The organism is Oceanobacillus phoenicis, assembly GCF_047238145.1.
Classification (GTDB): domain Bacteria; phylum Bacillota; class Bacilli; order Bacillales; family Amphibacillaceae; genus Oceanobacillus.
The window spans coordinates 43,030-56,679 of the sequence record NZ_JBDFME010000001.1 but is presented as its reverse complement, the minus strand read 5'-3'; the positions used below and the strand labels follow the sequence as shown (position 1 = coordinate 56,679).

The following is a 13,650-nucleotide window of genomic DNA, read 5'->3' as shown; positions in this document are numbered from 1 at the left end:
TTATAATCCTTGTTGGATATGATGTAGTTAACAACAACAAGGAGGTAATTTTAAATGAAAAAGAAATTGGCAGTACTAGTAGGAGCATTAACAATCTCAACAGCAGTAGGGTTAGGACTTTCACAATCGGATCAAGCAGCTTCAGCTTCGGAAAATAACAAACAGCCAACGTTATCTTCGGAAGATATCACTTCTATCGTTAACGAACAGTATGAGGGTGAGATTACTGATTTTGAATTAGACAGAGATGACAATCAAACTCATTACGAAGTAGAGGTAATCAATGACGACGAAGAATATGACTTGGAAATTGATGCAGAAACAGGAGAAATTATTAAAGAAAACGTAGAGAAATTTCAACTAGAAAATAAACAGGAAACAAATAAAAATTCTAATGTAGATAGCTCAAACTTCATTGGCGATCAAAAAGCGAAAGAAATTGCATTGGAACAGTTTTCTGGCAAAGTCGTAGGATTTGAGTTAGATGAAGATGATAGTAAGTATGTTTATGAAATTGAAGTGAGAGAAGGAAATAAAGAAGCAGATTTTGAAATAGATGCAGTAACAGGTGATGTGTTGGAAATGGATATAGAAACGGACGACGATGATCGTTTCGATGATTAATCAATAAAAAGCACAAGAGGGCAAACCTCTTGTGCTAAAAAATGGATAGGGCAAATCAAAACGAGTTCGGGAAAGCATCTTAATGTAAAATACACTGTCTCCAAAACCCAAACGAAGCTTGAAAATCTGAAAAAGAAGTGAATAGACCGGTTCTATAAACCAAAACAGCATGAGAAATCCAGAAAAGTGGTGAATAGACCGGTTCTATAAACCAAAACAGCATGAGAAATCCGAAAAGTAGTGAATAGACCGGTTCTATAAACCAAAATAGCATGAGAAATCCAGAAAAGTAGTGAATAGACCGGTTCTATAAACCAAAATAGCATGAGAAATCCAGAAAAGTAGTGAATAGACCGGTTCTATAAACCAAAACAGCATGAGAAATTCGAAAAAGTGGTGAATAGACCGGTTAAAAAAAGCAAGAAAATGTTCGATAGAGTACGATAAAATAAAAAGCATAAAAAAATATAAATACTCAAAGTAGAGAAACGCCATGGCTAATGTCTGCTCTCGGATTACTATAATACACATGGGGAGGATCATAGCCGCTCGCGTTTTTACATTGACGTATAATTAGCAGTACTGAAGCGGGTTTTTAAAAGAAATTCATTCGAATCCATCCATTATTTGTGATCCATAACTACTTGATAATTATTGGTCGTAGTTGCAGTAACACGAGGATGTTTTTCAAAATACGCTCGAATTAGTTCTACAGCATCCTTTTGTATTTCTTTTACTACTGGCTTATGTTTAAACATATCGTAATTACCACCGCCAGATGCACGGTAATTATTTAATACAACGTGAAATGTATCATCATATTCTATTGGTTCCCCATGGTAGCGTATATTGGAAACACGATCACCTGGAGGATTTGAGATATTCATCGTATAGTCAATTCCATGCCAGATATCATAATTGTAATGTTGTGGTTTGGGATCAACGAAACTAGGGTTAACGGTAATTTGATTATCTTCAATAGTAAAGTATTCTGCGCTTTTTTCTAAAGCATCTTTCATGTCTTGTCCAGTTAATTCCAGTACAGTTAACGTATTGGGATACATATAATTAGATACAATGTCACGCATGGTCACTTCTGAAGAAAAACCTTTTGACGTGTTATTCAATAACGCAGAAACAGATATATCGACTTCAGCTGCATCCATTTGTACCTTATGAATAAATTCAATGAAAGGATGCTTTTTAATGCGTGCTTCAAATGGGTCATGGATAACCATATCTCCATCGATTTTGCCAATTGGTTGATCTAACCATTCCTGCGTAGAAGACTCTAAAGGTTCCAGATATTGAAGTATACTTGGAGATGATTTTACTCCAACAAATTCTTGGATGGTTCCTTCTTTACTTTGGATAACCCATTTATCTTTAGTATCTTTCAATAGATTGATTTCAACTTTTCCATACGCTTGCCCATTATTTCCTGGTTGTAAGACTAGAACATTATTTTTATTTTCATTTATTCTACGATGTTGGTGTCCGGTTAATAAAATATCGATACCATCAATTTCCTCCATCATTTTATAACCTTGATTTTCTCCAGTTAAGTCTTCTGTTGCTTGTCCCGTTAATATATTGCGTTCAAAACCACCATGATAAGCAGCAATTACAATATCAGGCTGCTCGTTCTCTCTAATGTAAGTAACCCAGTTATTTAATGTATCGAATGCATCCTCAAATGATAATTCCTTGATGTGCTCAGGTGATTCCCAATTAGGAATATAATGAGTAGTTACTCCAACGATGGCTGCGGTTATTCCATTATTAAATGTTTTAATAATATAAGGGGGACCGAAAGCGGGTTCCTTTGTTTGTTTATGTATGATATTCGCGGATAACCAAGGAAAATTTGATTCATGAATTGCTTGTTGCAAAACGGAGTTTCCGAAATTAAATTCATGGTTACCGATAACTCCCGCGTCAATTTGTAATTGATTCATTATCCCCACCATAGGATTGGGTTTATCTAGATGTTCCTTCACATAATGTGTCATAAGTGGTGTTCCTTGAATTAAATCACCATTATCAATAATAATTAGATTGTCTTCGACTTCTCGGTACTCCTCTACCACTGTTGCATATTTAGCAAGTCCAATATCTTCTTCCTTGTTTGTTCCATACTGTATTGGCATTGCATGTCCATGTACATCACTTGTATATAAGATAGTTATGGTTGATTGGTGCATTCAAAAAACATCCTTTCTATCGTACGACTACTTCCTATTTGTAATCGTTAAAACGCCCTCGAGTTTATGGGAACTTTACTCGAGGACGGAAAGATCACTATTAATTACTTTCTTTCATAAAGCATCTTATACAATTTTACGACGAATTCTTGCCGAGGCAAAGTCGATAACAGTTACTACAATAATAATCGCTAGTAAAATCATACCCATTTCATTCCAATTACGGTTACTTGATGCGAACATAATCATTGTACCAATACCACCTGCTCCAACGATACCAAGTATAGAAGAAGCACGTATATCTACTTCAAATCGATAAATGGCATAAGACAGGAATTCTGGAATGATTTGCGGAAGTACACCATGGAATAAAATTTGAATTTTATTCGCACCCGAAGCTTCCATTGCCTCAATGACTTGCATATCAATCGATTCGATAATTTCAGAGAACATTTTTCCGAGCATCCCTGTAGACCCAATAGCAATAGCAAGTACCCCTGCAAAAGCATTTGGTCCAACTGCTACTACAAATAAAATAGCAAGGATAATCTCCGGAAAGGCACGTACAGCAGATAAGAAAAATTTCCCAATGACAGAAGTGATTTTACCACCCATCATATTGCGTGCTGCAATAAATGATAATGGTACAGCTATCACTGCGGCCATTAATGATCCAGCAAATGCGATAAAGATAGTCTCTAACATACTTGCGGAAACTTCACCTAAAGCAGACCAATCAGGACTGAATAGTTCTGGGATAACACGCTGGAAGTTGTTTATGGCTCTTTCAATTGCGCGTCCCCAATCAACATCAATGGTCACAAACGTCCAAATATACATTGCAATAACAAGTATAGCAATAATGATATTTCGGAATTTCTTCGCTAAAGAGTTCTTTGGTTTTGGAGGTAAGGAAAGATTTTTATTTTCCATTATAATAACGCCTCCCTTATTTTTGTGCTGATATACTCAATGATAATTACAACTACAAAAATAACGATAATGATCATCATAGCATTTGGATAATTATAGAATTGTAATTGTTGATTCAGTATTAAACCAATACCACCAGCACCTACAAGACCAAGTACAAGTGATGCACGAATATTAATTTCAAATACATAAAGCACAAGTGAAGTAAATTGTGGTAATACTTGTGGGACTAATGCATACCAAATTACTTGAAATACATTTCCTCCAGATGCGCGCATTGCTTCTAGTGGATTCATATCAACAGCTTCAATCGTTTCACTAATTAACTTAGCAAGAATTCCAATGGAAAATACAATAAGTGCTAAGATACCAGGGAAAACACCGATACCAAATAATCCAACAAAAATTACAGCAAGAACAAGATCTGGAATTGTACGTAATATATTTAAAAATGTACGAGCTATGTAATATAATGGTTTGACTGTTGTAATATTGCGTGCTGCAAGTAATGATAGTGGCACAGTGAAGAGCGCTGCCACTGTAGTTGCGATAATTGCCATCTGTATTGTTTCAATAATGGCAGGTAATATTGGTACAAAAACAGCTGGATTTGGTGGAAAGAACTTTTCAATTACTTGTCTCATATTTGACAACGCATTTCCAAATCCGCTTGTCATCTGTTGTTGTGTGCTAATCATGCTGTATAAATACAGAGCTAGTACAACAAAGAAGATAACGGTAACTTGCATTTTTGTTTTGGCTGGATAAAGAGATGGAATTTCTTTTTTACTCAATGGTTGCTTGGAGTTTGTCACGACTCATTTGCACCCCCACGTAGGTCATCTTCACGTATAGAGCGACCATAAATTTCTTCGAAGGTACTTTCACTAACCTCCGATACAGGACCGTCAAATACAACTTCACCAGCTCGCATTCCAATAATCCGATCTGCATATTCCATCGCCATATCGATAAAGTGAAGGTTAACGATTGTTGTAATTTTGTCTTCACGGTTAATTTTCTTTAAATAAGTCATTACTTGATGAGAAGTTGGAGGATCGAGTGATGCGACAGGCTCATCAGCCAAGATATATTTTGGTTGTTGGGTAAGAACACGTGCAATGCTAACCCGTTGTTGTTGTCCGCCACTAAGTTCATCGGCACGGTTATAAATTTTTTCAGCGATATTAACACGTTGCAGACTCTCATAAGCTAATGCAACATCTTCTTTTTTATATTGATTAAAGATAGAGCGGATGGTTCCCGTATGCCCAAGACGACCAGCTAGTACATTTTTAAATACATTAGAACGCTTAACAAGGTTATAATTTTGAAAGATCATGCCTGTTTTCGTACGTAACATACGTAACTTATTTCCGCTATACTTTAAAATATTTTCATCATCAATGATTAACTCTCCAGTTGTTGGAGTAACTAATCGGTTAATACTACGAATAAATGTAGACTTACCGGCTCCAGATAAGCCTACAATTACAACAAATTCTCCATCATTAATTTTTACATTAATATTTTTCAGACCTTCCGTTCCATTTGGATAGACAAGGCCGACATCCTTAAACTCAATCATAGTAGTAATCCTCCATTACAAAATAAGTCAAAACACTAGGAAAAAAGGGAAGTATAATAACTTCCCTTTTTATTGGTGTGATCGATTCAAAAAACGTTTGTTTATAGTTCGATATTATCTTTGAACTCCTGGTATGTTTCTCGAACAATGTCGTATTCTTCATCCGATGCTTCATCGATTGCATCCCAATTATATACTTCGTTCATAATTTGAATCATTTCTTCATCATCATTAAAAGTCAAGAACGCTTCTTTTATTTTTTGTACAAAGTCATCAGGTAGTTCTTTTGTTACAGAAATAGTGTCATTTGGAATTTCATCTGTGTAACCTAGAATGGATAAGTCTTCCATTACAGTTGGGTATTCTTCTTCTAATTCCGTTCTTACGTCATCAAAAGTTGTTGCTACATCTGCATCTCCATTTAAAACAGAAATAGCAGAGTTGTCATGTCCACCGGAAGCAATAGAACCACCGAAGAAGTTACTTTCTAATTCAGCAGCAGTATCATAATCAAATTCTTCCATTAATTGACTGGCAGGGAATAAATAGCCTGAAGTGGATCCTTGATCCGCATAGGCCCAAACTTTCCCCTCTAAATCTGCTAAACTTTCAATGCCAGAATCAGAACGTACGACATATTGCGCCTTATAAGTTCCAGAACCGAAACGAATAGATTTTAAAATAACTTCTGCATCATATTGTTCACTAGCAAGCACATAACCAAAAGCAGGGATAAATCCAACATGTACCTGGTTTGCCCCCATTGCTTCAACTAAAGCATTATAATTGGTCATAACTCGTCCTTCTACAGTAATTCCTAATTCTTCCCCTAGTCTTTCTGCTAGAGGTTCTACTGTATCTGCAATTGTGTCTGAATCCTGCGATGGAACAAATCCCATTACAAGCGTATCAGGGATTTCCCCTTCTGCTGTTTCTTCTTCTCCATTTGATTCATCACCATTACTACTTGAATCACCAGTACCTGCATCTTCTTCAGAGCTACCACAAGCTGCTAAAAATAATACAAGTCCAAGGATAAGCAATAAACTGTAAAATTTCTTCATCTTGACCCTCCTATGTAATATAAAGAAATATCTTACATTTCTATTAAATAATATTTTTGACTAAAAATCCAGTCAAATTCTGTAAATTAAATTTGTTTTAACAATTCATTTTTAGATTGATTTTAATTTTTTGTAATATTAATTGCTGGTTAGTTATGTAATATTTGTAATTATTTATGCTTTTTTGTTGAAAATAGATATAATAAAGAGGGGGGAATAGTATAATTGAGGGAGTGGAGTATAGATGGAATTGGTAACTAAAAAACAGGATCCATCCTTGAAGTTACTAGTTATATTATCCAAAGCATACAAAACAGTGATGGAGCAGGTAGAGCTAGATGTGAAGTCCAGGGGATTAAGTTTTACTGACTTCGCTGTTTTGGAATTATTGTATCATCGGGGTCAGCAACCATTACAAAAAATTGCGGATAAGATTTTATTAACAAGCGGTAGTATTACGTATGTTGTAAATAAGCTTGAAAAGCAAGGATATCTAACGAGGCAACAGTGTGAATTAGATAAGCGTGTTACCTATGCTGTTATTACTGATAAAGGAACAGAATTACTTGATTCTATTTTCCCTGGGCATTGGGATAAAATTAAAGAAATTATGCATGGATTAGACTATCATGAAAAAGAAGAAGCAATCGTTTTATTAAGAAAGTTAGGAACGGCTATTCGAGAACTTTAATATTTAGTCATTATATTTTTTTATTACGAGGCTAGGGAAAGTAGAATAATACTTCCCGGCCTCTTTTCAATTTACTCCATGGAAAAAAATACTTAGCACATACTTTTTGTTTAGATATAATATTGATTCATGTATTTTATACGTTAATATAAGTGAATTTTTAGGGGATTATAACAGTAAAGTTTCAATATTGTTAAGTTAATGTTTAGGACAATGTTTTCATGGGTACAAGATAATACGAAGAAAAAATTTCGTACTACATCAGGAGGAAAATAACGATGAGTAAAGTAGTAGTCTATGTTAGTGAAGTTAACGAACCCTCCAAAAAAGTTATCGAGTTACTGGATGAATATAAAATAACTTATCAGATAAAAAATGTAACTGAAAATAAGACGTATTTACAGGATTTACAAAATAAAGGAATCTACGGTACTCCAGCTACAGAGATAGATGGAGACTTTGTGTTAGGGTTTCAAAAAAATAAATTGAAATACGCACTAGGCTTAGATGATGTTTCTCATTATTCATCTTTGTTTGATGGATTTAACTCATAATTTATATGGATGACTTTCACACCTAATTTTGAGTGAACATATACTACTATAAAAAGTACATCACCAAAGGGTGTGTGAATCATGCAACGTCATAAGTATTCACGTCAAATGAATAATTTTTCTGATAATCATAACTTTAATCAAATACCCCAACAACAACCTATATCTCCATTAACTAATACTTGGAATACACAACAACACCCCTCCACCCCATATGAAGTTTTTGCAAAACCGGAATTACCATTACAGAGTTTGCAGCAAGGGCAGGGGAATATGCTTAATTCGGCGCAGCCTAACCAGCAGTTTATCCCCGGGGAAGGAGAAAATCCTTTAAAGTTTGATAAGGTTATGAATACAGTTGGGCAATTGGCAAGTACGTACCATCAAGTCTCACCAATTATTAAAGAGTTTAGTACATTCGTAAAAACTTTTCGTTAATTAAGTTAACTCGCATAACATGCATAAGATTTAGGTACAATAAAACTGTTCTTCTGCCTTTGGGAGAACAGTCGTTTTGGGGAAGCACACAAAAAAGGAGAAATCATTATGATAGCGTGCTTGATCATACACGGCTACACTGGAGGTCCATATGAGGTAGATCCTTTAGCAGACTTCTTAAGAGAGAATACAGATTGGCATGTAGAAGTTCCTACATTACCAGGACATGGGGAACAGCTTAGCCTTGAAAATGCATCTTACAAAAATTGGATTCAAGCAGCAGAAGCAGCTCTTGAGCCTTTACAGGAAAAATATGAAAAGGTGTATGTAATTGGTTTTTCCATGGGAGGAATGATTGCTGCCTATCTCGCGGCAAAGTATCAAATAGACAAATTAGTATTATTAGCACCTTCTGGAAAATATTTGAGTTTCAAGCAAATTGGCTTAGATATTGCAACGTGTATAGGTGATGGTCTCCGCGGGGATTTAAGCAAAAATAAGCTGTATAATCATTATAAGAAGAAGTTAGGTATGGTACCTTTAAAAGCAAATATTGAATTTATGAAATTGGTTCGCTTTACAAGGCGCTACTTGGATAAGGTGAATTCTCCAGTTTTAATTGCACATGGACAACTTGATGGAATGGTTCCTTATAAAACGGCATATTATTTAGATAAGGAAATTCATTCTGAAGAAAAAGAAGTCGTCGTGTTTGAAAGATCTAGGCATTTAATATGCTTAGGAGAGGATAAAGATACTTTAAATGGAATGGTATACGATTTCCTCATTCAACAACAATAAAACCGTATGCTCTCACCTGGCAGAGAGCATACGGTTTTATTTGTTTATTTATTTTTATCTTTAAAGAATGCCATTACAAGAGCGCCTTCTCCACCATAAGTTGAGATTAATGGTCCTGTTTCAGCAAGAAGAGAATCTTTAAAACGATATTTATGTTGTATTTCTTTAAGAACGCTGTTAGCGCGATCCTCGTCTCTACAGTGGGTCATTGATATAATTTTGTTCTCTGTATTTTTTGTGTATTCACCAATTTGATCAATAAACCGACGAATCGACTTTTTATCACCACGTACTTTTTCAGCTACTTCAATATTTCCCTCATCGGTAGCTTTCATGAGAATTTTGATATTAAGCGTTTTTGCAATTCGACCTTTCATCTTTTCAAGTCTTCCGCCAAGTACGAGATTTTCAAGCGTCTTTAAAACAAATAAAGTAGTTGTTTGTTCAACTCGCTCATGTAGGTGTTCGACGAGGTGATCAAATGAATATCCTTCATCTAATTTTTTGCCTGCTTCATGTAATAATAGTGAAATTCCGCAAGAAGCTGTCTTTGTATTGATGACTTCAATCACACGATTCGGTTCTTCTTCTAATAATAACTCTTTTCCGGCTAATGCATGATCATACGTACTACTTAGTGCACTAGAAAGGCTAAGCATAATAATAGGTTTGTCAGCGGGGATTTTCTTATATTCTTCATAAAAGTTATGTGGACTCGGTGCTGCAGAACGAGGTAATTCTCCTAATTCCTTTACTTTTTCATGATAGGATTCAATCCCCATCGTAACCCCACTTGTATATTGTCCATCACTAAAATGAAGATAGAGTGGAACTACCTTTACTTCTATCTTTTCGCTTAAAAATGCTGGAATATCAGCAGAACTATCTGTCATTAGTTGAATATGCATCTTTTCACCTGCTCTTAATAGTAACTATGATCTTCATTATAACAGTTAATGTGTAGTAATAATACGATTTTAGCGTATTATAGGATTATTTATGGCGTTTTGTTGAAATCGTTACCTTTTTTTTCCTTGAAGTACTTACGATAAATAAAAATAACCCAAAAATAATTATTGTTCCACCTAACAATTGAGCCCAGGTTGGAGTTTCATCTAAAAAGATTACTGCTAAAATACTTGCTCCTATTGGTTCAAAAACAATTGCCATGGAAATTGTTGCCGTACTTAGCCATTTTAATGACCAGTTGAATAAGGAATGACCTAGGAAAGTGGGTATGATTGCTAAAGCAATGAAAATCCACCAATGGTCAGCAGGGTAATGAAAGAAATCTTCTTGTTTAATAATATTGAAAAGTATAAGTGTGATAGCACTGACACCGTATACAACAAATGTATATGTTATTAAAGAAACATGCTTTCGAACTTGTTGTCCAGATAAAAAATAGATCGTTACTGTAACAGCCCCAAGTAATGCCAATGCATCCCCAAATAACGCACTCCCAGCGATTTGAAAATCATTGAAGCCGATAATAATACTGCCTATAATTACGATGGCAATGCTAATAACTGCGCCAAATGAAAAACGTTCTCCAAATAAAAAATATGTTCCAATAAAAGCAAATATTGGTTGCATCGATACTAATACAACAGAACTGGCAACGGATGTATAATTTAATGACTCAAACCAAAAAATAAAATGCATCGCAAGGAAAATACCTGCTAGTATAGATAAGAACCAATTTTTTCTAGTTATATTTTTAAATTCATGACGATATTTTCCAATAACAATGGGTAATAATAAGAGTACAGCAAATAATAAGCGGTAATTTGCAATAATAGAGGCAGGGGCTTCTGAAGCAAGCCTGACAAATATAGCTGAAGTAGAAATAGATAGAACTCCTATTACTACTGCAACATATGGATTAAAAGGTGATTTACGCATAATATGACATCCTTTAATTTCATGATGATTCAAGTACTGTAAATAATAGGCTTTATCGGTAGTAAATTATTAAATCCTATTCTATCATGTACGATTTAAAAAATCATTTTAAGCCATAGAGTAGATATATGTCCATTAATTATGGTATGATAATGAAAGCATTCGTTTCGAGGCCTCTTACCAAACGGTGAAGCCTTTTTTATACTTTACTAGTTAAAAGCCGATTATTATGGATAACCACATAAAGGTCTTATTATTCCCTTTAATTGCTGACGATGAATGTAAGTTTCATTTCAGCAATTTTTAAATCGTGCAATGGAGAAGGTAACCCATTGCTCTAATAGGGTTCCACCTCTTTAAATTGTACTATCAATGAAGGATGGAATAAAGTATGAGAAAAATCACAGGGCCTCTTTTGCGATGAATATTCACAAAAAAGGAGTCGACTATTAGGTGACAAAATTTAACGAACTAGGTGTTTCCGCCCCTATTATGAAAGCATTAGAAAAAATGGGGTTTGAGGAAGCTACACCAATTCAAGCGGAAACTATCCCACATGCACTAGAAGGTCATGATGTTATTGGCCAAGCACAAACAGGAACAGGTAAAACAGCAGCATTCGGTATTCCGTTAATCAATAAAATTAATGCAAAGGTACGAAAGGTGCAAGGTTTAATTGTTGCACCAACTCGTGAACTTGCTATTCAAGTAGCAGAAGAAATAAATCGTCTAGCGAAATTCAAGAGTGTTAGAGCTCTCGCAATATATGGTGGTCAACCGATGGACCGTCAGATTCGAGCACTAAAGGATGGTCCACAAATCGTTGTTGCTACTCCGGGTAGATTATTAGATCATATGCGTAGAAAAACGATTCGTATTGATCAAGTGCATACAGCAGTTTTAGATGAAGCAGATGAAATGCTGAACATGGGCTTTATCGATGATATTCGTGAGATCTTAAAAGGTATTCCAGAAGAAAGACAAACATTACTTTTCTCTGCAACTATGCCAAAAGAAATCCGTAATATCGCTACTACGCTTATGAAGGAACCAAAAGAAGTAAAAGTAAAAGCGAAAGAAATGACTGTAGAGAATATCGATCAGTACTTTATCGAAATCCCTGAGAAGTATAAATTTGATACGTTAAACAATCATTTAGATATTAATTCCCCAGAACTTGCGATTATATTTGCACGTACGAAGAAGCGTGTGGATGAAGTAGCGGAAGGGTTACAAGCAAGAGGATATCGCTCAGAAGGTATTCATGGTGACTTAACACAAGGAAAACGCATGTCTGTATTGAAGAAATTCAAGCAAGGCCGGGTTGATGTATTAGTTGCTACAGACGTAGCTGCACGTGGATTAGATATTTCAGGTGTAACACATGTTTATAACTTTGACATTCCACAAGATCCAGAAAGTTACGTTCACCGTATTGGACGTACAGGGAGAGCTGGAAAAATGGGTGAAGCAATTTCTTTCATTACTCCGAGAGAAATGGCGCATTTAAATCTAATTGAACAAACGACAAAGAGTAAAATGAAGCGTATGGCACCACCAACGAATCAAGATGCTCGTCGTGGTCAACAACAAGTAACTATTGAGAAGTTAAAGAAAGCAATTAATGAGAAAGACTTAAAAGTATACGAAGATGCAGCAAAAGAATTATTGGATGAGTACGATTCAATTACAGTTGTCTCAGCTGCTATCAGTATGATGACGAAAGAACGTCGTGATACACCAGTTCGTATTTCTTCTGTTGCACCAATCAGCGTGAAGAAAGCGAAAAACCAAAAAGATAATAAAAATAATAGACGTTCCAATAACAAACGTTTCTATGGTGGTCGTGGACAAGGTGGCCGTAACCAAGGAGGACGCGGTCAAGGTGGTCGCAACCGAAAAGGAAAAGGTAATTTCCAACGCCGTAATAGAGACAATTAAGTTAAAAAATCCCGCTACAAAAGTATGTAGTGGGATTTTTTACGGTATTTTTCACCATTTGCTATGGAGAAGCTTTTCTTCCTTAATTTACTAAATAAGTTTGATCACATAGTTTCTGAAACATATCTATAAGAAATGTTTTCTAAGGCAGCTTTATCAGCGATAATTTTGACATTCTGATGTGTTTGAAGAATAGATGCTGGAAAATCTTCATTAACTTTACCATTTACCAATTTTTCTAACGCCTCTGCTTTCTCACTACCAGAAACAAGTAGGAGTATTTCTTTCGCTTGCATGATAGACTGGATTCCCATTGTGATTGCTTGGTTTGGCACTTCGTCGAAGGAGTCAAAGAAACGTGCATTTGCTCTTCTTGTAGATTCATCCAAATCAACGACATGAGTTCTACTTTCAAAGGAAGTGCCAGGCTCATTAAAACCAATATGTCCATTTTTCCCGATACCTAGTATTTGTATATGAATACCACCAACTGACTGAATTCGATTTTCATAAGATGTACATTCTACGTTCAAGTCATTTGCTATTCCATTGGGCAAATGGATATTTCTAGAAGGGACATCAACATGGTTAAATAGAAACTTGTGCATGTAATAGTGATAACTATTCTTATCTTCTTTGTCCAAACCCACATATTCATCTAGATTAAATGTGGATACATTTGCAAAAGAAATTTGATGCGTTTGATAAGCTTTAATTAAATGTTGATAGAGACCTTCAGGAGTTGATCCGGTCGCTAGCCCGAGAACGGGTTTATCTATTTGTTTTAAAGTATTGATCACATACTGGCTAGCAAGCTTACTCATCGATTGATAATTTTTTGTTTGTATTATTTTCATTTTCATCCGACCTTCTTTTTTTATTAAACATATACAGTTGTCTATACATG

14 protein-coding genes are annotated in these 13,650 nt (G+C 35.2%); 6 read left to right on the top strand and 8 right to left on the bottom strand.

The features are described from left to right. Window positions 1–54: 54 nt before the first annotated feature. The gene (locus tag ABC346_RS00335; RefSeq protein ID WP_413232994.1) at window positions 55–624 is read left to right on the top strand and encodes a PepSY domain-containing protein; all 570 of its coding nucleotides are present in this window, start codon (window positions 55–57) and stop codon (window positions 622–624) included. Between the two features lie 623 nt (window positions 625–1,247). Here ABC346_RS00335 and ABC346_RS00330 read toward each other — a convergent pair. From ABC346_RS00330 to ABC346_RS00310, 5 genes are all read right to left on the bottom strand, one after another. Next, a complete protein-coding gene (locus ABC346_RS00330) occupies window positions 1,248–2,828 on the bottom strand; it encodes a bifunctional metallophosphatase/5'-nucleotidase (RefSeq protein WP_413232993.1) in 1,581 nt (526 codons plus the stop codon). A gap of 126 nt (window positions 2,829–2,954) precedes the next feature. After that, complete coding sequence (gene phnE, locus ABC346_RS00325; RefSeq protein WP_413232992.1) at window positions 2,955–3,761, bottom strand: phosphonate ABC transporter, permease protein PhnE; 807 nt, start codon at window positions 3,759–3,761, stop codon at window positions 2,955–2,957. Then, window positions 3,761–4,576: a phosphonate ABC transporter, permease protein PhnE gene (phnE, locus tag ABC346_RS00320; RefSeq protein ID WP_413232991.1), complete on the bottom strand. Its 816-nt coding sequence runs from the start codon at window positions 4,574–4,576 to the stop codon at window positions 3,761–3,763. Before phnE (ABC346_RS00320) ends, phnE (ABC346_RS00325) begins: the two co-directional genes overlap by 1 nt. Beyond that, window positions 4,573–5,349, bottom strand: a complete 777-nt coding sequence (gene phnC / locus ABC346_RS00315; protein ID WP_413232990.1) for a phosphonate ABC transporter ATP-binding protein — start codon at window positions 5,347–5,349, stop codon at window positions 4,573–4,575. The genes phnE (ABC346_RS00320) and phnC overlap by 4 nt, the downstream gene beginning before the upstream one ends. A 101-nt stretch (window positions 5,350–5,450) precedes the next feature. Continuing rightward, a complete protein-coding gene (locus ABC346_RS00310; protein WP_413232989.1) occupies window positions 5,451–6,413 on the bottom strand; it encodes a phosphate/phosphite/phosphonate ABC transporter substrate-binding protein in 963 nt (320 codons plus the stop codon). A 244-nt stretch (window positions 6,414–6,657) separates the two neighbouring features. Between ABC346_RS00310 and ABC346_RS00305 the strand changes: the two genes are divergently transcribed. The 4 genes from ABC346_RS00305 (at window position 6,658) to ABC346_RS00290 (ending at window position 8,897) form a co-directional block, all read left to right on the top strand. Beyond that, window positions 6,658–7,104, top strand: a complete 447-nt coding sequence (locus tag ABC346_RS00305) for a MarR family winged helix-turn-helix transcriptional regulator (protein WP_413232988.1) — start codon at window positions 6,658–6,660, stop codon at window positions 7,102–7,104. Between the two features lie 278 nt (window positions 7,105–7,382). After that, entirely contained in the window at window positions 7,383–7,658 is a 276-nt protein-coding gene (locus tag ABC346_RS00300) for a glutaredoxin family protein (RefSeq protein WP_413232987.1), read from the top strand. Between the two features lie 81 nt (window positions 7,659–7,739). Continuing rightward, window positions 7,740–8,096 (top strand): YppG family protein, encoded by a 357-nt coding sequence (locus ABC346_RS00295; RefSeq protein WP_413232986.1) that lies wholly within the window; start codon window positions 7,740–7,742, stop codon window positions 8,094–8,096. Between the two features lie 108 nt (window positions 8,097–8,204). After that, on the top strand, window positions 8,205–8,897 hold the full coding sequence (locus ABC346_RS00290) for an alpha/beta hydrolase (protein WP_413232985.1): 693 nt from the start codon (window positions 8,205–8,207) through the stop codon (window positions 8,895–8,897). Between the two features lie 44 nt (window positions 8,898–8,941). Here ABC346_RS00290 and ABC346_RS00285 read toward each other — a convergent pair whose 3' ends face one another. Continuing rightward, entirely contained in the window at window positions 8,942–9,805 is an 864-nt protein-coding gene (locus ABC346_RS00285) for a DegV family protein (RefSeq protein WP_413232984.1), read from the bottom strand. A gap of 85 nt (window positions 9,806–9,890) precedes the next feature. Continuing rightward, window positions 9,891–10,802 carry a DMT family transporter gene (locus tag ABC346_RS00280; protein WP_413232983.1) on the bottom strand — a complete coding sequence of 304 codons (912 nt, stop codon included), beginning with the start codon at window positions 10,800–10,802 and terminating at the stop codon, window positions 9,891–9,893. A 453-nt stretch (window positions 10,803–11,255) separates the two neighbouring features. Here ABC346_RS00280 and cshA point away from each other — a divergent pair, with 453 nt between their 5' ends. Next, a complete protein-coding gene (gene cshA, locus ABC346_RS00275) occupies window positions 11,256–12,743 on the top strand; it encodes a degradosome RNA helicase CshA (RefSeq protein WP_413232982.1) in 1,488 nt (495 codons plus the stop codon). A 104-nt stretch (window positions 12,744–12,847) separates the two neighbouring features. Here the strand turns inward: cshA and nagB are convergent, their stop codons facing one another. Next, the gene (nagB, locus tag ABC346_RS00270) at window positions 12,848–13,600 is read right to left on the bottom strand and encodes a glucosamine-6-phosphate deaminase (RefSeq protein WP_413232981.1); all 753 of its coding nucleotides are present in this window, start codon (window positions 13,598–13,600) and stop codon (window positions 12,848–12,850) included. Between the last annotated feature and the right edge of the window lie 50 nt (window positions 13,601–13,650).

Excerpts from the sequence above, each read along its gene's own strand:
- ABC346_RS00335 (WP_413232994.1), top strand. The coding sequence starts at position 55 with ATGAAAAAGAAATTGGCAGTACTAGTAGGAGCATTAACAATCTCAACA.
- ABC346_RS00330 (WP_413232993.1), bottom strand. The coding sequence starts at position 2,828 with ATGCACCAATCAACCATAACTATCTTATATACAAGTGATGTACATGGA.
- phnE (WP_413232992.1), bottom strand. The coding sequence starts at position 3,761 with ATGGAAAATAAAAATCTTTCCTTACCTCCAAAACCAAAGAACTCTTTA.
- phnC (WP_413232990.1), bottom strand. The coding sequence starts at position 5,349 with ATGATTGAGTTTAAGGATGTCGGCCTTGTCTATCCAAATGGAACGGAA.
- ABC346_RS00310 (WP_413232989.1), bottom strand. The coding sequence starts at position 6,413 with ATGAAGAAATTTTACAGTTTATTGCTTATCCTTGGACTTGTATTATTT.
- ABC346_RS00305 (WP_413232988.1), top strand. The coding sequence starts at position 6,658 with ATGGAATTGGTAACTAAAAAACAGGATCCATCCTTGAAGTTACTAGTT.
- ABC346_RS00300 (WP_413232987.1), top strand. The coding sequence starts at position 7,383 with ATGAGTAAAGTAGTAGTCTATGTTAGTGAAGTTAACGAACCCTCCAAA.
- ABC346_RS00295 (WP_413232986.1), top strand. The coding sequence starts at position 7,740 with ATGCAACGTCATAAGTATTCACGTCAAATGAATAATTTTTCTGATAAT.
- ABC346_RS00290 (WP_413232985.1), top strand. The coding sequence starts at position 8,205 with ATGATAGCGTGCTTGATCATACACGGCTACACTGGAGGTCCATATGAG.
- ABC346_RS00285 (WP_413232984.1), bottom strand. The coding sequence starts at position 9,805 with ATGCATATTCAACTAATGACAGATAGTTCTGCTGATATTCCAGCATTT.
- ABC346_RS00280 (WP_413232983.1), bottom strand. The coding sequence starts at position 10,802 with ATGCGTAAATCACCTTTTAATCCATATGTTGCAGTAGTAATAGGAGTT.
- nagB (WP_413232981.1), bottom strand. The coding sequence starts at position 13,600 with ATGAAAATAATACAAACAAAAAATTATCAATCGATGAGTAAGCTTGCT.